This is a genomic window from Streptomyces sp. NPDC006197, from assembly GCF_040613865.1.
GTDB lineage: Bacteria > Actinomycetota > Actinomycetes > Streptomycetales > Streptomycetaceae > Streptomyces.
In genome coordinates this window covers 1-17880 of record NZ_JBEXSZ010000057.1, presented here as the reverse complement: position 1 = coordinate 17880, position 17880 = coordinate 1, and the positions used below count along the sequence as shown (strand labels likewise).

Genomic DNA, 17880 nt, shown 5'->3' with positions numbered 1-17880 from the left:
TCGGTTCGAGGCCCTCGCTGAGCGTCTTCCCTAGGGCCCGTCCGGCGGGGAGGGCGTGCCGCTCCCCCGGCCGGACCGGCCGAGCAGCGCGGTGAGGAGGACTGCCGTCAGGGTGCCGGCGACGACGCCGCTGCCGAGGATCGTGCGGGCCCAGCCGGGGAACCCCGCGTACAGGTCGGGGCTGAGCAGCGGCAGCAGTCCCGCGGTGAGCGCGAGGGCGGCCGTCAGCGAGCCCGTCCCCGTCCCGGACAGATCGGCCCGGCGGAGCATTTCGACGCCCATGACGGCGATCACGGCGTAGACGACGAGGGCGGAGCCGCCCACGACGGCCTCGGGTATGCCGGCCAGGGCACGGGAGACGGGCGCGGCCAGGCCGAGGACGACCAGGAGCGCTCCGGCGCCGGCGGTCACGAAGCGGCTGCGGACCCCGGTGAGCCGGCCGATGCCGATGTTCTCGGCGCTGGTGACCATGAGGGAGGTGCCGAAGAGCGCGCCGGTGAGGGACACCAGGGCGTCGGCGCGGGCGACGCGGGGGACGTCGCGCTCGGGAGCGGGCCTCCGGCCGACGGTCTCGCTGTTGAGCACGGTCTGTCCGGTGATCTCGGCGAGCGTGGTGAGGCTGAAGACGAGCAGCGGAAGCGCGGCGACCAGGTCGAACCTCGGGGTGCCGAAGGGCAGGAGGACGGGCAGCGCGAAGCCGCTGCCGGCCGCGGGGGCGAAGGAGCCGAGGCCCGTCCCCACCCCGAGGACGGTCCCCGCCGCCATGCCGATGAGGACGGACGTCTGTCGCCAGACACCGCGCAGGGACAGGTACGCGGCAACGGTCGCCGCCACGGTGAGGGCGGCGAGGAGCACCGCGCGCGGCTCCCCCGTGCCGTCCGGTCCGGTGACGAGCCGAGCGGCGACCCGGATCATCGCGACCCCGATGAGCAGCACGGTCACGCCCATGACCAGCGGGGGGAAGAGCCGTACGACACGGGCGTACAGGGGGAGCACGGCGAGCAGCAGGGCGGCCGCGAGGAGGACGGCGCCGGTGGCGGTGGCGGGGCCGTGTTCCTGGGCGATCTGGAGGAACAGCGCGGTCGCGGCGCCGCCGGGCAGCATGACGAACGGCAGGCGGCCGCCGATCCGCCACACCCCGAGGGACTGGAGCAGGGCGCCGGCGCCGCACAGCAGCAGGGTGGTGCTGAGCAGCGAGGCGGTCGCACCGGGCGACATCTTCAGGGTGCCGGCGACGAGGAAGACGGTGGAGACCGGGGCGGCGATCATCGCCAGGACGTGCTGGGCCGCCAGCGGTGCGAGGCGGTGGAGCGGCACCCGGGCGTCGACGTCCCCGGTCCCGGTCCGGCTGGGTCCGGTGGTGGTCGTCATGCCGTCGTCTCCAGCCACGGGATCTCGGCCGGGGTGTAGCGGTAGGCGCGGAAGACGGCGTTCGGCTGCGACGGGAAGAGGCCGCGGACCTCGCTCTCCTGGTAGCCGGCGAAGTACGGGACGACGTACTCCCAGCACAGGTAGCCGTCCTTCGTCACCTCGAACAGGCGGCCCGACGGGGAGTCGGTGACGAGCGTGTTGCCGTTCGGCAGGCGCTGCGCGGAGCCCATGAAGGGCGCGAAGAAGAACTCGCGGGCGGGGTCGTGGTACTCCCACGCGACGTCGCCGGTCGCCCGGTCGATCTCGATGACGCGGGAGTGGGGGACGTCGTGGCCGGGCCGGAAGACGCCGTTGTCGAAGACGAGGAGCCGGCCGTCGTCGAGTTCGGTGGGGGCGTGCTGCTGGCTGACGGTGCCGGGGCGGCTCCGCCAGAGGATCTCGCCGGTGGCGCGGCTGATGACGACGACGGCCGAGACGCTGCGCAGGCTGGCCAGGATGTTGCCGTCCCGCAGGGGCGTGACGCTGTTGATCAGCGGCCAGTGCTCACGGGCGTAGGCCTCATGCAGCGGGTAGGAGTCGCGGTCGAGGTGGTCGGCGGCGCGCCAGGACCACAGGAGTTCGCCGTCCGGGCCGACCTCCTTGACGGTGTCGGCCCAGACCACGCCGTCCGTGGCTTCGGAGCCGGGCACTCCGCCCCGTACCGCCGCGGCGTCGGCCCCGGTGAGGGGTTCGAGGGCGGTGTAGAGGATGCGGCCGTCGTCGAGGTGGTGGGCGTCGTGGTGCTGGAGGGGGTCGCGGTGCTCACGCAGCACGGTCCCGTCGGGTGCCGCGCGGAGCATGACGCCGCCCCGGTACTTGTGCCACATCGGGAAGAGGGCCCGCTCTCCCGGGAGCACGCCGTTGTAGGCGAGGGATCCGTCGGCGAGGAGCCGGGCGTGGCGGCCGGGGCGGTAGGGGAGGTCCCAGCGGTGGACGGTGCGGCCCCGGAGGTCGATGAGGTACACCTCCCCGGTGCCGGTGAGCGGCGCGTAGAGGGTGTAGCCCTCGGACGCGGCCGTCTCGTCGAGGGCGATGAGGCCGGTGGGACGTCGGCGGCGTGAGTTCTGGTCGATCGTGGGCACGTCGGGGCTCCTCGCTTCGAACTTTCTTTGATGAGAACAACCGACTTTGACGGTAGGCGCGTTGTGTGACGGGCGTGTGTCGGGAGTACGAAACCGTCTGCGGGTTCCGCGGCCGCGCCGCGTAGGGTGCCGTCAGGCGGCACCGGGTGCCGCGGGGAAGGACGGGACATCCATGGAGGCCGCGAACACACCGCGGGTGGGCGCCGCCGTGCGCCGCCGGCGACGGGCGCTCGACCTGACGCTCGCCGAGGTGGCGCGGAACAGCGGGCTCTCCTCGCCGTTCCTCAGCCAGATCGAGAACGACCGGGCGCGCCCCAGCATGCGGTCGCTGCAGCGGATCGCCGACGCCCTCGGGACCACGGCGGTGCAGCTGCTCGCGGCCTCCGACGAGACCCGTACGGTCGACGTGGTGCGCGCGGACGACGACAGCGGCCTCGACCGGGAGGCGCGCGTCCGGCCGCTGGTGCGCGGCCGCCATCAGCTGCACGCGCTCGAGTTCGTCGGCGCGCACGAGGCGGACCGCGAGTTCCGGCACCGGAACGACGAGTTGCTGTACGTGGCGGACGGCTCGGTGGAGGTGGAGGCCGACGGCCGCGTCCACCGGCTGGGCCGCGGGGACACGCTGCTCCTGTCCGGCGGCGTCCGGCACCGCTGGCGCACCACCGAACCGGGCTCGCGGGTGCTGGCCGTCGCGGTCGGCGACCACGTGGAGGTGTGGGAGGCCTGAGGGGTCGGCGCCCTGCCACGCCGCCTGTTCGAAGCCGCCCGGACAAAGGTGCGGCCCGGGCGTCAGGCGCGGGCGACGGGAACGGCTGACGTCCGGTACGGCCGTGGGGCCGTACCGGACGGGTGGCAGCCGGGCCTCAGGCTTCGCGGGCGCCCTCGTACATCGCCTCGACGAGTTCGGCGTACTCACGCTCCACGACGGGCCGCTTCACCTTGAGGCTCGGGGTGAGTTCGCCGTGCTCGACGTCGAGGTCGCGCGGCAGGACCGAGAACTTCTTGATCGTCTGCCATCGCTGCAGGTCGCCGTTGACGCGCTGGACGAAGCCGTCGATCAGCGCGTGCACCTGCGGAGAGGAGACGACCTCGGCGTAGGGGCGGCCGCCGAGGCCGTTCGACGCCGCCCAGGGCATGATCGCGCTCTCGTCGAGCGCGATCAGGGCGGTGCAGTAGTTGCGGCCGTTGCCGATGACCAGGATGTTGCTGACGAACGGGCAGACGGCCTTGAAGCGGCCCTCGATCTCCGTGGGCGCCACGTACTTGCCGCCCGACGTCTTGAACAGGTCCTTCTTGCGGTCGGTGATCCGGACGAAGCCCTCCTTGTCGATCTCGCCGATGTCACCGGTGCGGAACCAGCCGTCGCTCTCCAGGACTTCGGCGGTCTTCTCCGGAAGGTTGTGGTAGCCGCGCATGATGCCTGGGCCCCTCAGGAGGATCTCCCCGTCCTCGGCGATGCGGACCTCGGTGCCCGGCAGGGGCCGGCCGACCGTGCCCACCCGGTAGTCGTCGACCGGGTTGACGGTGCAGGCCGCGCTGGTCTCCGTCAGGCCGTAGCCCTCCAGGACGGGCACGCCCGCGCCGGCGAAGAAGTAGCCGATGTCGGGGGCGAGTGCGGCGCTGCCCGAGGCGCTGCCGCGGAGCTCTCCGCCGAACGCCGCCCGGATCTTGCCGTAGACCAGCTTGTCGGCGAGGGCGTGCTGGACGGTGAGCCACAGGGGCACCTTGCGGCTTCCCGTCGCCACCAGGCTCTCCTGACCGGTCCTGGCGTGGTCGCGGGCGACCTTCGCCGCCCACCGGAAGATCCTGTACGTGGCTCCGCCCTCGGCCCGCGCCTTCGCGGCGATGCCGTTGTAGACCTTCTCGAAGACCCTCGGCGCGGAGGCCATGACGGTGGGGCGGACGACGGGCAGATTGGTGACGATGCGGTCGACGCGCCCGTCGATCGCGATCACGTGCCCGGTCTGCACCTGACCGGAGATCAGGGCCTTGCCGAAGACGTGGGACAGCGGCAGCCAGAGGAACTGCACGTCGTCGGGGTGCAGCAGTCCGCTGGCCTCCTGCGCGACGCCCTGGTAGGACCAGCAGTCGTGCACCAGGCGCACGCCCTTCGGACGGCCGGTCGTCCCGGAGGTGTAGATCAGGGTGGCGAGCTGGTCGCGCTCGATGGCCCCCACCGCCGTGTCGATCGCGTCCGGATGCTCCTGGAGGTACGCCCTGCCGCGCTCCTCCAGCTCGGCGAGGCTCAGTACGTCCAGCCCCTTGACCCGGGGGAGGTCCGCCTCCGGGTCGAAGAGGATCGCGTGGCCGAGGCCGGGCAGGCGGTCCGCGTGCTCGACGACCTTGGCGAGTTGGGCGGCGTTCTCGACAAAGACGGCCCGGCTGCCGGAGTCGGCGAGGATGTACGCCGTCTCGTCGGCGTCGGTGCTCGGGTAGACGGCGGTCGCGGCGGCGCCCGCGCACATCACGCCCAGATCGGCGAAGATCCACTCCACCCGGGTCGAGGAGGAGATGGCCACGCGCTCCTCGGTCCGCAGCCCGAGGGCGAGCAGACCGGCGGCGATCGCCGTCACGCGCTCGGCGGCCTGGGCCCAGGTCAGCGAGCGCCACTCCTCGGCGCCCGGGGCGCCCTGACCGGCCGGCACGGGGTAGCGGTAGGCCTCCCGGTCGGGTGTGGCCTCGACCCGCGAGAGGAAGAGGTGCGCCACCGAACGCGGCCGGTTTTCGAGCAGGTACTGCGCGGAACTCATGGCGACCTCCGGGCCCTGTGCGCCCGTCAACGTCATTGACCGGCGGGTAACTTACGAGCGGTGGTGTGAGGCTAAGGGGGAAACCCGCCGCTGCGTAAGGGGAGTCGGGGAGGAAAGTGCCCGGCGCCGGTCGGACGGCCGGCCCGCGCCCCTGCGCAAAGCAGGGGCCGTCCGGCGGCCGCTCTCAGGAGGTCGGCGCGGTCCCGGCGCCGGAGCGCCGCCCGGACGCGGTCCGGTATCCGAGGGTGACCAGGGCCGTGGCCACCAGGACGACCGTGCCCACCGTGCGCAGCGCCGGGCTCATCGCGTCGGCGAAGGACGCCGTGCCGGCGCCGGCGTCGTGTGCGGCGAGCACGGTGCCGGTGACGGCCACGCCGAGGGCGGCGCCGATCTCCCGGGCCGAGGTGCCGAGGCCGGAGCCGAGGCCGGCCTGGTGCGGGGGGAGGGAGGAGACGACGCCGACGGTCAGGACCGGCATGCACAGGCCGGTTCCCGCCGAGATGACGAGCAGCCAGCAGGCGTACAGGGCGTACGGCGTGGCGGCGTCGGCGGTGGAGGCCCCGAGGAGTCCGGCGCCGATCAGGAACAGGCCGGTGGCGACGGCGGGGCGCGGACCGGAGGCGGCCTGCCAGCGGGTCGCGACCTTGGGGAAGAGGGCCATGCCGATCGTGAGCGGGACGATGGCGAGCCCGGTGACGGCGGGGCCGTACCCCTTCACGTACTGCAGGTACTGCGAGTTGGCGTAGAACAGCGAGAAGAGGCCGAAGAAACCGGTGGCCGTGCCCAGGACGGCGGCGCGCAGCCGCCGGGAGCGGAAGACCCGCGGGTCGAAAAGCGCGGTCGGCGAGCGGAGCGCGTACCAGGTGAACAGGCCGGTCAGCGCCGCGCCCACCGCGAAGAGGACGAGGATGCGGGGCGAGGTCCAGCCGTGCGCCGGGCCTTCGATGATGCCCGCGAGGAGGGTTACCAGGGCCGCGACGAGCAGCAGGGTGCCGCGCGGGTCGGGGCGCCCGTGCGGGAAGCGCTCGGTGCGCGGCACGGTGACCGCGACGGTCCAGGCGAGGAGCGCGGCCAGCGGGACCATCAGCCAGAACAGGGCGCGCCAGGAGAGGAACTGGCCCGTCGCTCCCCCGCCGACGTTGCCCGCGAGGCCGCCCAGGCCGGCGGAGAGGGTCCAGGAGGCCAGGGCCCGGGCGCGGCCTTCCGGTCCGGCGAGCTGCACGAGGATCGACAGGGTCGCGGGCATGATGCAGGCGGCTCCGGCACCGGACACCCCGCGGCCGGCGATCAGCAGCGCGGGTGACGCGGCCAGGGCGCTCAGCGCCGCCCCGGCGGCGAACAGCGCGAGACCGGCGAGCAGCACGCCCTTGCGGCCCCGGCGGTCCCCCAGTGCTCCGGCGGGGATGAGCAGTCCGGCGAAGACGATGACGTACGCGTCCACCGTCCACAGCAGTTCGGTGGAGGACGGGTGGAGCGAGGAGGCGGCCAGTTGGGGGATGAGGAGGTTGATGGCGGCGACCATGCTCTGCGCCACCAGGACGCAGGCGCACAGGGCGAGCAGGGTCGACCGCCCGAGCGGGCTCGGCGCGGTGCCGGCCGGGGCGGAGGGGGGCGGTGAGAGGGCAGCGGAAGACATGGCTCCTCCGGGGAGCGTCGTGGTGAGGGGAGGTGCGTTCACCGTAGGCTCGGCCCATGGATTACTTCCAGTGCATCTTTTGCAAGGGGTGAGTGCGTGTGACGCAATCCGTGGACGCCACCGGTCTCGACCTCAATCTCCTCCTCGCCCTCGACGTCCTTCTGGAGGAACAGAGCGTGCGGGGAGCGGCCCGGCGGCTGCATCTGTCCGAGCCGGCCACCAGCCGCACCCTGGGGCGGATCCGCAAGGCGCTCGGCGACCCGATCCTGGTGCGCGCCGGGCGCGCGATGGTGCCGACTCCGTACGCGCTGTCCGTACGGGCGGAGGTCGGCGCGGTCGTGGAGCGGGCCAGGGCGCTGTTCGCCGCCTCGGGCCCCACCGATCTCCGCGCCGTCGCGCGCACGTTCACGGTGCTCGGCCAGGACTCCCACCCCGCCCTGCTCGGCCCCGACCTGCTCGCGCGTGCCGCCCGCGAGGCCCCGCGGGTACGGCTCCGCTTCCTGAACGAGAGCCACGTCGACGCGCCGGCACTGCGGGAGGGGGTCGCCGACCTGGAGATCGGCGTCATCGACACCGTCCATCCCGAGGTGCACACCGAGCACGTCCTCGACGACCGCATGCTCGCGGTCGTCCGGGCGGGGCATCCCCTCCTCCGGGGGCGCCTGACCCGGCGGAGGTTCGCGACGGACGCGGACCACCTGATCGTCTCGCGCCGGGGGCGGCTGCAGGGCCCCGTCGACACCGCCCTGGCCGAGCACGGTCTGCGGCGGCGGGTCGTCGCGAGTGTCGGCACGTACCCGGCGTCGCTGTTCGTCCTCCGCGACACCGACCTCGTCGGCCTGATCAGCGCGCGGAGCCGCTCGCTGGCCGCGGCCCTCGGCCTGGTCACCTTCGACGTCCCCCTCGACCTGCCGCCGCTGCCGGTCGGCCTCGCCTGGCATCCGCGCCACGACGCCGATCCGGCGCACGCCTGGCTGCGCGGCTGCGTACGGGACCTGCTGCTCGGCCGGTCCGGCTGATCCCGGACACCCGTCCGCCGCCAGGGCGCCCGCTCGGCCCGGCCGATCCCCTGCTCCGTCACCGACGCGGGCGCGAGGACCTGGGCGGTGGAGCCCGCCGGCCGACCCGTGGCTCGCCCGCTCCCCGGTCTGGTCGCCGGGCCACGGCCACGTGAGAATGCCCCCATGACCGATGCATCAGCGACACCGGCGGAGCAGGACGCCGTCCGCGTCGAGCGCGACGGGCCCGTGACCACGGTGGTCCTGTCCCGGCCCGCCGCCCGCAACGCCGTGGACGGGCCGACGGCGCGGCGACTGGCCGACGCCTTCCGGGCGTTCGAGGCCGACGAGGAGGCCTCGGTCGCGGTGCTGTGGGGCGAGGGCGGCACGTTCTGCGCGGGCGCCGACCTCAAGGCCGTCGGCACCGGGCGCGGGAACCGGGTGGCGCCCGACGGCGACGGCCCGATGGGGCCGACCCGGCTGCGCCTGACGAAGCCGGTCGTCGCGGCCGTCAGCGGCCATGCGGTGGCCGGCGGGCTCGAACTGGCCCTCTGGTGCGATCTGCGCGTGGTCGAGGAGGACGCGGTCCTCGGGGTGTTCTGCCGCCGGTGGGGAGTGCCCCTGATCGACGGCGGCACGGTCCGGCTGCCCCGGCTGATCGGCGAGAGCCGCGCCATGGACCTGATCCTGACCGGTCGGCCGGTCCCGGCCGCCGAGGCGTACGAGATCGGGCTCGCGAACCGTCTCGTACCGCCGGGCCGGGCCCGGGCCGCGGCGGAGGAACTGGCCCGGGAGATCGCCGCGTTCCCTCAACTGTGCCTGCGCCACGACCGCCTGTCCGTCCGGGAGCAGCACGGTCTGCCCGAACCCGAGGCGCTGGCGGTCGAACTGCGGCACGGCATGGTGCCCCTGTCGGCCGGCGAGACCCTCAGCGGCGCCGCACGCTTCACGGCCGGGGCCGGCCGGCACGGCTCGTTCACCGCCTGAGCCGTCCGGGCCGCGGCGAAGGCGCCGGTCCCTTCGGGAGCCGGTGTCATTCGCGTATCCGGTAGAGCCTGATGTCCCGGTTGACGAAGAGGTGGACGTAGCCGCACGACCAGCAGATCAGTCCGGTCGCCGACTCGTTCGCCCAGGCCATGTTGAAGAACTCCATCCCCGTGCTGTTCAGCTTCACCTCCCGCTCGCGGAAGGTGTCGTTGTCACACACCTGGCAGCGGATCGGCTTCTGTCCGATCGCCGCGTGCACCGGCTTGGCCATGCTGTCTCTCTCCTCCTCCGCCGGTTCCGGCGGTGTTCCGGGGTAAGGGTGCCGCGCAGTGCGGCGAGTTCGAGGAGGTCGGCCTCGGCTTCGGTCGTCAGCGTCTGGGCCCCGGCGGTGGAGTGGTCGTCGATCAGGGCGCCGAGTTCGGCGTCGTCCATGACGGGAGAGAGGCGGGCCGTGATCTTGTTCATCGTACGGTAGCGGTCCGGTGCGAGCCTCGTCGGCGGTGGCGACGGAGGCGACGTACGCCTCGTTGACGGCGAGGACGGTCTCCCGGGCGGTGAGAAGACGACGGAGGACGGCGAGGACCCGGTCGAGTTCGGCCGGGGCGTAGGGGTGGGTGAGCCGGTCGCGGCGGCCAGCCGGGTGAGGGCGGGGCCGTCGACCTCGACGAGCAGCAGGCCGAGGCGTTCGGTGACGTACCCGATGAGGGTGGTCCTGCCGTAACCGGGCGGGGAGAGGAGCAGCAGCAGTCCGTGGGAGTCGCCGCGCCCGGCGGCTCCGGCGGCGCCGAGCTGTTTGGCGAGGTTGTCGCCGAGGAGCGGGAGGTAGACCTCGTCGACGAGCCGGTTGCGGACGGAGGACGCCATGACCCGGGGGCGGTAGGCGTCCAGGCGGAGGCGGGCGCGCTCGGTGTCGATGCGGCGGGTGTCGGTGAGCGCGAGCTCGCCGGAGCCGAAGGCCGCGATCCGCTCCTCGTCGAGGGCTCCGGCGCGCCTGGCCGGCTCGGCGGCCCGTGCCGCGAGCCGGTCGCGCAAGACCGTGTGCGTGTCCTCGTCGATTCCGGCACCCATCTCGTCCCGCTCCTTGTACGGTGGTGAGTACGGGTCCGGTGCCGCCAACTCCCCCGTTTGCCGGCGCCGGACCCTCTGTGACCGCTCCCCGTGCGGTCAGTTCTCGGCGGCGCCGTTCAGCGCCTCGATGCCGGCCGGAGCCGCCAGGGACCGGCGAGCGCCTGCGCGGTCCGGCTGTGGTCCATGAACCCGTCCACGGACTTCCCGAGCGCGATCGACTCCACCAGCCGGTCTCGGTCGGACCGGCCGCCTCGGCCTTCAGCTTCTCGCCGATCGCCGTGGCCTCGGCCAGTGCCTTCTCCCGCGTGCCGGCCGCCTCGGCGAGCGCCTTCTCGCGGCCACCGGCAGCCTCGGCACGCAGCCGTGCCTCGATGGCCTCCGCCTGGGCGCGGCCGGCCTTCTCGATGACGCCGGCCTCCATCCCCCGCACCCGCGCCGCCGCGGAGGCCCTCGGCGGCGATGACGACGGCCTGCCGGGTGCGCTCGGCCTCCTCGACCACGCGCAGCCGCTTGATGGACTCCTCCTGCTCGACGACCGTGCGGTCCACCGCGACCCGCTCCCGGATCACCTCGGCGATCTCGCGGCGCTCGGCCTCGACCTCCTTGTCGGCCGCGATACGGGGCAGCTGGGTCTCCCGGTCGCGGGCGATGACCTCCAGGAGGCGGTCCTTCTCGATCCGCTCGTTCTCGACGGCGATGACCCGCTCGCGGTTCTCCTGCGCGACGGCCACCTCGCGGGCCTGGTTCTCGCGCTGGACGCCGAGCTGCTCCCCCGTCCGCTTTCTGTCTCCCGGCACCGGGCCGACGCCCATGCCCTCCCGTTCGGCCATCCTGAGGCTTGATCACCCGTCCGGCATTGCCGTGATCCGGCAGTCTTCGACGTCTCCCCGATGCCGGTCGCGGACCCCGGCCGGCGGCATGTCACCCTGGACCACCGCGCGTCGAGAACGCGTCGGGAGACGGGGGAGGAACCATGGCGGAGCGGGAGCCGGCCGAAGAGTACCTGGAGGGGTACGCCGAGATCCTGACGGGGGTGTGCGCGACCCGTCGCAGGCTCACCCGGGAGGAGCGCGAGGCCCTGGGCGCGCTCGGGGAGCGGGCCGCGGAGGCCGGCATCGGACTGCGGGCCCTCGTCCGGGCCCACCTCTCCGCGGCCCAGCGGGTACGCCCCGGTCTGCCGCAGGCCGCCGCCGAGCACCTCCTGAGCGCCGTCGAGCAGGCCGTGGACGCCTTCGCCGAGGGACACGAGCGGGCCCAGCACCTGGCGGTGCGCCAGGAGGAGGCGGAGCGGCGCGAGTTCATCGACGACCTGCTCCACGGCCGGAGCGGTCTCGGCCGGCTGGCGGAGCGGGCCGAGCGCTTCGGGCTGCTCCTCTCCCACGCCCACGCCGTCGCCGTCGCCCAGGGCCCGGAGCCGTACGGCGACGGCTACGCGGTCACCCGTACCGTCGAGTCCTCGCTCGTCGCCCGCTTCGGCAACCGCCGCATCCTGCTCACCACCAAGGACGGGCGGCTGATCTGCGTCGCCCCGGCCGACGAGCCCGAGGTGCTCGCCCATTTCGCCAAGCAGGCGTACGCGGCGACCGACGGCGGCCAGGTGGCGATCGGCCGCGCGCATCCGGGCGCGGGCGGTGTCGTCCACTCCTACGAGGAGGCCCTCAACGCCCTCGCCCTCGCGGCCCGCATGGACCTCACCGATCCTGTCCTGCACGCCGGCGACCTCCTCGTCTACCCCGTGCTCACCCGCGACCGGCAGGCCATGGCCGAGCTCGTGGGCACCGTTCTCGGCCCGCTCCGCCAGGCCCGGGGCGGCGCCAAGCCCCTCCTGGACACGCTCACGGCGTACTTCGACACCGGCTGCGTCACCGCCCAGGCGGCCCGCAGCCTCAGCCTCAGCGTGCGGGCCATGACGTACCGCCTCGACCGCATCCACCGCCTGACCGGCGCGGACCCCGGCGATCCCGTCCAGCGCTACACCCTCCAAACGGCCGTCATCGGCGCCCGGCTCCTGGACTGGCCCGACCAGCCGCTGTGACGCGTCTGACGCCGGTCACCGGGAGGTCCGTTCTGTTTCGTGAGTGAACCCGAACTGATCGATGATCTCGGTTAGTTGAACGGTTTCCGGCCGTCTCTGATGGGCAGGTTTGCAGAGCCGTGGACCGGGCAGCGTCCGGCCTCGCGGCACAGCGATGCGGACCGGAGTGAGAAGGAGGTCGGTCCCATGACCGTGCGTGCCGTCGAGCTGCCGCAGTTGTGGATGCCCTACGCGCTGCGGGTGAATCCGTATCTGCCGGCCCTGCACGAGGAGAGCGAGTCCTGGGCGCGCGGCATGGGGATGCTGGACGGCGGCGGGTGGTCCTCGGCGCGTACCGCGATCTGGACGCGGTCGAAGTTCCACGCCATGACCGTCGACCAGCTGACCGCCTGGACCCTTCCCGACGCCTCGTTCGAGGCCTTACGGCTCAACCACCGGTTCAACATCTGGGCCCTCGCCTGGGACGACTACTTCGCCTCCGCCTTCAAGCAGACCGGCGACCTTCCCGGAGCCCGGGCCTTCACCGCCCGGCTGCACGCCTTCCTGCGGCCCGAGCGCGGCGCCCGGCTGCCCGAACCGACGAACGCCGTCGAGCGGGGGATCGCCGATCTGCAGCAGCAGCTCTTCCCGCCGAGGCTGGCGCACTGGCGGGTGGAGTTCAACCGGGCCCTGGTGCGGTACGTCGACGCGGGAGTCGAGGAACTGGCCAACAGCCGCAGCGGCCGCATTCCCCACCTGATCGATTACGCCCCGTTCCGCCGGGAGAGCTTCGCCGCCTACACCGCCCCCTATTCCGTCGAACTGGCCACCGGCGCGCGCATACCCGAACAGATACGGCACACCCGGACCGTCCGTGCCCTGCTCGACGCCTTCATGGATTTCATGGGACTGGCGAACGACATCGCGTCCTACGAAAGGGAGGTGCACGAGGAGAACGACGTCAACAACCTGGTGCTGGTCGTCGGGACGTCCCTGGGCATCGCCCTCCACGACGCCGTGCCCGCCGCCCTGAACCTGGTGAACGCCCGGCTGCGGGACTTCGAGCACCTCCGGCGGAGCGAACTGCCGCCGCTCGTCCGGCGCTTCGGCCTCGACCGCGACGAGCGGGCCGAGCTGGAGACCTGGCTCGAGGGAGCCTGCGGCTTCCTCTCCGGCCTCCACGCCTGGTACACCGGAGCGCCCCGCTACGCCTCCGGGGACGTCCCGTTCCCGGGGTGAGGGCAGCGGGGTCGCCCCGGCGCGGGCCTACCTCCTGCGCAGGAAGCGCCTGACGCGCGTCAGCCAGGAGGCGCGGGGCTCGGGCCCTCGTGCCGTCCCGGGTACGGCCACCGGCCCCGGAGACGGCACGGGCCTGCCGTTGCTCTGCGGCGGCGGGGCCGGGAGCGGGGCCGGGAGGTCGTCGGACTGGGGCGGGCGGGGGGCGAAGGTCACGGGGAGGGCCGTGAGGTGCCGGGCCCAGGTGGAGGAGCGCCAGCTGAGGCTCTCCTCGGGGACGGCCAGCGCGATGTCGGGCAGCCGGGTGAGCAGGATGTCGATGCCCGCGTCGGCGATGATGCGGCCGATGTCCTGACCCGGGCATTCGTGCGTGCCGGCGCTGAAGGACAGGTGCGCGCGGTTGTGGTGCACGGGGGTCGCGGAGTCCGGGCGGATCGTCTGGTCGACGTTGCCCGCGGCCAGACCGAGCAGGAGCATGTCCCCCGCCTTGATCTGCTGTCCCCCGAGGGTCGTGTCGCCGTTGGCCCAGCGTCCCGGGCACACCATGAGCGGCGGCTCGTCCCAGAGGACCTGCTCGACCGCTTCGGGCAGCGTCATCTGACCGCCCGCCAGCGAACCGCGGAACCGGGGGTCGGTGACGACCATGCGCATGACGTTCGACATGAGGTTGGCGGTCGTCTCGTAGCCGGCGAGCAGGATGAGCCGCAGGTGGTGCTGGACCTCCTCGTCGGTGAGCCCCGCGGGGTGGGCGAGGAGCGCGGAGGCGATGTCGTGTCCCGGCCGGGCGTGCTTCTCGGCGACGAGCTGTTCGAGGCACTCCAGCACGTAGGCGTTGCTGGCGAGCGAGGTCTCGGTGGCCTTGAACAGGTCACGGGCGGCGTGCACGAGCCTGGGGGCGTCCTCGTCCGACATCCCGAGCAGATGGCTGAGGGTGAGCATGGGCACGGCCTCGGTGAACTGCTCCACCAGATCCGCCTCGCCGCTCTCGCAGAAGGTGTCGATCACCTGGTGGGCGAAGCGGGTGATGTGGCGCCGGACGCCCCGGTGGTCGAACTGGTTGAGGCCGGCCGTGACCGCGCCGCGCAGCCGCTGGTGCTCCTCGCCGTCGGCGCAGACGCAGTCGGGGCGCCAGCCGATCATCGGAATGAGCGGGGAGGTGGCGGGGTCGATCTCCCCGCTGCGCCAGCCGTGCCAGACGCGGGGGTCGCGGGAGAACTGGGTCGGGCGGCTGGCCACGTCGCGGTTCTCCAGGTACCCCAGGACGAGCCAGGCGCGTACGTCGCCGTCGAGCAGGACGGGCGCCACCGGGCCGTGGGCGGCGCGCAGCTTCTCGTACAGGCCCATGGGGTCCGTCTCCGCGGCGGGGCCGTAGAGCCGGGTGGCCCCACCGGGGCCGTCGGCGATGTGGGCCGGGCAGCCCGGGGGCGGGACGGCCCCGGGCTGTGCGGGGGCGTGTTCGGTGGGCGGGACGGTCATGCGGTCTCCTGGGCGGCGGCGAGGGTGCACAGGTAGCCCATCAGCGAGAGCAGGGCGTCGCGGCAGGACGCCCTGTCCCGTGCGTCACAGGTGACGATGGGCACGGTTTCGCTGAGGGCCAGAGCGGTGCGGAGGTCTGCTAGGGGGTACTTCGGGGCCTCCGGGAAGGCGTTGACGGCCACGACGAACGGGACGCGGCGGTCCTCGAGCCGGGTGATGACCTCGAAGGAGACTTCGATCCTGCGGGTGTCGACGAGGACCACCGCGCCGAGCGCGCCTTCGAAGATGCCGTTCCACAGGAACCAGAAGCGCTCCTGTCCGGGGGTGCCGAACAGGTAGAGGATCAGCTCCTCGTTGATGCTGATCCGTCCGAAGTCCATCGCGACGGTCGTGGTCTTCTTGTCCTTGGCGCCGGGGTTGTCGTCGATCCCGACGCCCGCCTGCGTCATGGTCTCCTCGGTGGTCAGGGGCGGGATCTCGCTCACCGCCCCGACCATGGTGGTCTTGCCGACCCCGAAGCCGCCGACGATGACGACCTTGACCCCCCTGGCGCCGTGGGGCAGCAGCAGGTCGGTGTCGCGTCGGCCGGCATCGAGTACGTCAGAGCTTGCGTAGTCCATGGATCACCGCCTCCAGTAGGTCGCGTTCGGGATAGGCCGCCACGGGGACGGGTGCGATGGCCTCGACCCGCTCCTCCTCGACGAGTTTGGAGAGCAGCACGGTGACGACGCTGAAGGGGAGGCTGAGGTATGCGGAGACCTCGGCCACCGAGAGCGGGTACGAGCACAGGGAGAGGATGGCCGCGTGCTCGGGCTGCATGGCGGGGTCGGGCTCGGACCTCGTCGCGATGAGGGTGACCAGGTTGAAGGTCTTGGCCACGGAGTCCGGGTCACCGGTAATGACGTAGAGCGGGACGGGTGTGCCTTCATTCCAGGGGTCCTGGTTCTCCGATGTCACATCGCCTGCCCGACGTCCTCACGAGGCGGGCTGGTCATGTGCTGGCCGATCCGGATCACCAGCGTCCGCATGCGGTCGCCGAGGAGTCCGGCGTCCACCTCCTGGTCGGCGAGGACCGCGAGATAGGCCCCGGGGCCGGCCGCCATCAGGGAGAAGTAGCCGCCGTCGGCCTCGATGCCGACCATCCGCGTCGACCCGTCCCCCTGCGGGAACATCTGCGCGATGGCCCGCGCCAGGCTCTGGATGCCGGAGCAGGCGGCAGCGATCGCGTCGGCCGTGTCGGGGGCCGTGTTCGCCTGCCCGATGCACAGGCCGTCCGACGACAGGACGACCACGTGTCGCACGTACGGGACGCTGCTCACGAGCTCCGTGAGCATCCAGTCCATGTTCGGCAGTGGCTGCATGTTACTCGTCCTCATCTGACGGCTCGCTGGGGGAAGGGAAAGGTTCGGCGACCGCTCTCTTGTCGCCTCTCTTGTCGCCGTTGAACGCCTCCCACATCAGGCCCGGCTGGCGGGCGTCGGCGGAGGCGCCCCGGGAGGCCGCCGGATCGGCGGGCGCGGGCCCCGTCTGGACGACCGGGGTGGGAACGGGCGACTCGCGTCGTCGCTGCGGGAGCACGGGAGGCTCCCGTCGTCGTTGCGGGAGTCCGTTGGCGGTCTTCCTGACCTCGCCGGAGCCCGCGGTGGCGTCGGGCGCCGGTGTCGGCCGGGGCAGGACGGGGCCACCGCCCGTACGCCTCCGGGCGATGTCCGGGATCCGCAGGGCGGACTGCGGGACCGTGGTGATCAGATTGCGGGGGACGAGGACCACGGCCCGTACGCCTCCGTAGGCGGAGGTGCGCAGGTCGACCTCGCAGCCGTGCTCGCGGGCCAGCCGGCTGACGACCGGAAGGCCGATCTGGGTGAGCTCGCCGAGGCCCGACAGGTTGATTCCGGTCCGCGACTGCGCCATGACGCGCTCGACGCGCTGCCGGACCTCTTCGGTGAGTCCGACGCCGCGGTCCTCGATCTCGATCGCGATGCCGGAGGGCACCTCGCTCGCGGTCACCTCCACGGGGGTGTGCGGCGGCGAGAACGTGGTGGCGTTGTCGAGGAGTTCGGCGAGCAGGTGCATCAGCGGCTCGGCGCCGGGGCCGATCACCGCCACCTCCGTCACCGACTGCAGCTTCACCCGGGGGTAGTCCACGATGCGCGACATGGCCCCGCGCAGGACGTCGTAGAGCGGGATCGCCTTCGACCACTGGCGGCCGGGCCTGGCGTCGCCGAGGACCGCGATGCTGGCCGCGAGGCGGCCGATCAGGGCGTTGCGGTGGTCGACGTTCTGCAGGCCGCGGGAGACCACGAGGTCCGTGCCGTGCAGGATCTGCATGGCGTGGAGGTCCTTGGCGAGCTGGTGCACGATCGCCTGGACCCGGCGCGCGACCGCCACCAGGGCCCGCTGGGAGGCGTCCCGGGTGTGCTCCTCGGCCTCCACGGCTTCCAGGAACGTCCGCAGGGCCCCCTTGAGCGCCTCGGTGTAGTCGGGGTCGAGGTGCTTCCCGAAGCTGACGGCGCCGAGGATCTCCGAGGAGCGGTCGCCCTTCTGCAGACGGGCGACGGTCGCGGGCAGGAGCTCTTCGGCGAGCCAGACGACGGTGGCCCGCTGATCGGCCAGGCGCCCGAGCAGTTCGGCCTCGCGCTGGGCGTGCCGCTCCGCCGCCTCGGCGCTCGCCCGTGTGTGGCGGCCCGCTTCCACCGCGCGGGTTCGGCGCGCGGCGGTGGCGGAGGTGAGGGCCGTCAGGAGGACCGCGGCGAGTCCGCACCAGGTGACCGGTGTCCGTATCCGCGCGGGACAGAGCAGCAGCGCTATGGCGGAGGCCGCGGCCAGAACTCCGGGAGGGAGGAGCCATACCCGGGCGACGGCGGTCGGCCGGGGTCTGGAAATTGAACCTGCACGAACCATCAAGGGGTCCCTAAACCGTCTGAAATGAACGGACTGAGGTGATGCGATGCGCCGACGGGGCGCTTCGAGATCGCGTCGATGGCCGCTTTTCTCGCAGCCGCGCTCCGTCCGTGCGCTCGCAGCGTTCATGACTCGCTGTGAGCGCTCCGCAACACATCGGGGAGCATAGTCAGTTCGGGTTCGCCATGTGACCTTGCTGGAAGGACAGCCTCCACCGGTCATTCCATGCAGATAAAAACGACCAACCGCCGCATTGAAAATGCAATAAACCGATCACGTTCTGGCTTCCGTGACACAAGGGAGTGGCCGCCACCCGGACGTC

At 72.8% G+C, this 17880-nt stretch carries 15 protein-coding genes and 2 pseudogenes; 5 read left to right on the top strand and 12 right to left on the bottom strand.

What is annotated here, in order from left to right:
* Positions 1-30: 30 nt before the first annotated feature.
* Together ABZ318_RS19425 and ABZ318_RS19420 are read right to left on the bottom strand one after the other, a co-directional pair.
* Positions 31-1371: a solute carrier family 23 protein gene (locus tag ABZ318_RS19425; RefSeq protein ID WP_356903693.1), complete on the bottom strand. Its 1341-nt coding sequence runs from the start codon at positions 1369-1371 to the stop codon at positions 31-33.
* Positions 1368-2492, bottom strand: a complete 1125-nt coding sequence (locus ABZ318_RS19420; RefSeq protein ID WP_356903692.1) for an aryl-sulfate sulfotransferase — start codon at positions 2490-2492, stop codon at positions 1368-1370. The genes ABZ318_RS19425 and ABZ318_RS19420 overlap by 4 nt, the downstream gene beginning before the upstream one ends.
* A gap of 172 nt (positions 2493-2664) precedes the next feature.
* Here ABZ318_RS19420 and ABZ318_RS19415 point away from each other — a divergent pair, with 172 nt between their 5' ends.
* Positions 2665-3219 (top strand): XRE family transcriptional regulator, encoded by a 555-nt coding sequence (locus ABZ318_RS19415; RefSeq protein ID WP_356903691.1) that lies wholly within the window; start codon positions 2665-2667, stop codon positions 3217-3219.
* Between the two features lie 136 nt (positions 3220-3355).
* On the opposite strand, the gene ABZ318_RS19410 is transcribed toward ABZ318_RS19415, so the two are convergent.
* Entirely contained in the window at positions 3356-5242 is a 1887-nt protein-coding gene (locus ABZ318_RS19410) for a long-chain fatty acid--CoA ligase (RefSeq protein ID WP_356903689.1), read from the bottom strand.
* A gap of 184 nt (positions 5243-5426) precedes the next feature.
* Positions 5427-6878: an MFS transporter gene (locus ABZ318_RS19405; RefSeq protein WP_356903688.1), complete on the bottom strand. Its 1452-nt coding sequence runs from the start codon at positions 6876-6878 to the stop codon at positions 5427-5429.
* A gap of 92 nt (positions 6879-6970) precedes the next feature.
* Here ABZ318_RS19405 and ABZ318_RS19400 point away from each other — a divergent pair, with 92 nt between their 5' ends.
* Entirely contained in the window at positions 6971-7897 is a 927-nt protein-coding gene (locus ABZ318_RS19400) for a LysR family transcriptional regulator (RefSeq protein ID WP_356903686.1), read from the top strand.
* A 165-nt stretch (positions 7898-8062) separates the two neighbouring features.
* Positions 8063-8863, top strand: a complete 801-nt coding sequence (locus ABZ318_RS19395; protein ID WP_356903685.1) for a crotonase/enoyl-CoA hydratase family protein — start codon at positions 8063-8065, stop codon at positions 8861-8863.
* A 46-nt stretch (positions 8864-8909) separates the two neighbouring features.
* Here the strand turns inward: ABZ318_RS19395 and ABZ318_RS19390 are convergent, their stop codons facing one another.
* The 3 genes and pseudogenes from ABZ318_RS19390 to ABZ318_RS19380 all read right to left on the bottom strand — a co-directional run.
* Positions 8910-9083, bottom strand: a complete 174-nt coding sequence (locus tag ABZ318_RS19390) for a hypothetical protein (RefSeq protein WP_356903684.1) — start codon at positions 9081-9083, stop codon at positions 8910-8912.
* Positions 9047-9769 (bottom strand): annotated as a pseudogene (locus ABZ318_RS19385) (AAA family ATPase); the annotation flags it as partial. The pseudogene ABZ318_RS19385 and the gene ABZ318_RS19390, both read right to left, overlap by 37 nt.
* 305 nt (positions 9770-10074) lie before the next feature.
* Positions 10075-10710 (bottom strand): annotated as a pseudogene (locus ABZ318_RS19380) (flotillin family protein); the annotation flags it as partial.
* Positions 10711-10904: 194 nt separating this feature from the next.
* Between ABZ318_RS19380 and ABZ318_RS19375 the strand changes: the two are divergent.
* Both ABZ318_RS19375 and ABZ318_RS19370 read left to right on the top strand, forming a co-directional pair.
* Positions 10905-11966, top strand: a complete 1062-nt coding sequence (locus ABZ318_RS19375) for a helix-turn-helix domain-containing protein (protein ID WP_356903683.1) — start codon at positions 10905-10907, stop codon at positions 11964-11966.
* 186 nt (positions 11967-12152) lie between these two features.
* A complete protein-coding gene (locus tag ABZ318_RS19370) occupies positions 12153-13184 on the top strand; it encodes a hypothetical protein (RefSeq protein ID WP_356903682.1) in 1032 nt (343 codons plus the stop codon).
* Between the two features lie 27 nt (positions 13185-13211).
* On the opposite strand, the gene ABZ318_RS19365 is transcribed toward ABZ318_RS19370, so the two are convergent.
* The 5 genes from ABZ318_RS19365 to ABZ318_RS19345 are packed head-to-tail and all read right to left on the bottom strand — an operon-like array spanning position 13212 to position 17558.
* Complete coding sequence (locus ABZ318_RS19365) at positions 13212-14657, bottom strand: cytochrome P450 (protein ID WP_356903681.1); 1446 nt, start codon at positions 14655-14657, stop codon at positions 13212-13214.
* A complete protein-coding gene (locus ABZ318_RS19360; RefSeq protein ID WP_356903680.1) occupies positions 14654-15277 on the bottom strand; it encodes an ATP/GTP-binding protein in 624 nt (207 codons plus the stop codon). Before ABZ318_RS19360 ends, ABZ318_RS19365 begins: the two co-directional genes overlap by 4 nt.
* Positions 15258-15614, bottom strand: a complete 357-nt coding sequence (locus ABZ318_RS19355; protein WP_356903679.1) for a DUF742 domain-containing protein — start codon at positions 15612-15614, stop codon at positions 15258-15260. Before ABZ318_RS19355 ends, ABZ318_RS19360 begins: the two co-directional genes overlap by 20 nt.
* Positions 15611-16018 (bottom strand): roadblock/LC7 domain-containing protein, encoded by a 408-nt coding sequence (locus ABZ318_RS19350; RefSeq protein WP_356903678.1) that lies wholly within the window; start codon positions 16016-16018, stop codon positions 15611-15613. The genes ABZ318_RS19355 and ABZ318_RS19350 overlap by 4 nt, the downstream gene beginning before the upstream one ends.
* A gap of 1 nt (position 16019) precedes the next feature.
* Entirely contained in the window at positions 16020-17558 is a 1539-nt protein-coding gene (locus ABZ318_RS19345; protein WP_356903677.1) for a sensor histidine kinase, read from the bottom strand.
* Positions 17559-17880: the final 322 nt, after the last annotated feature.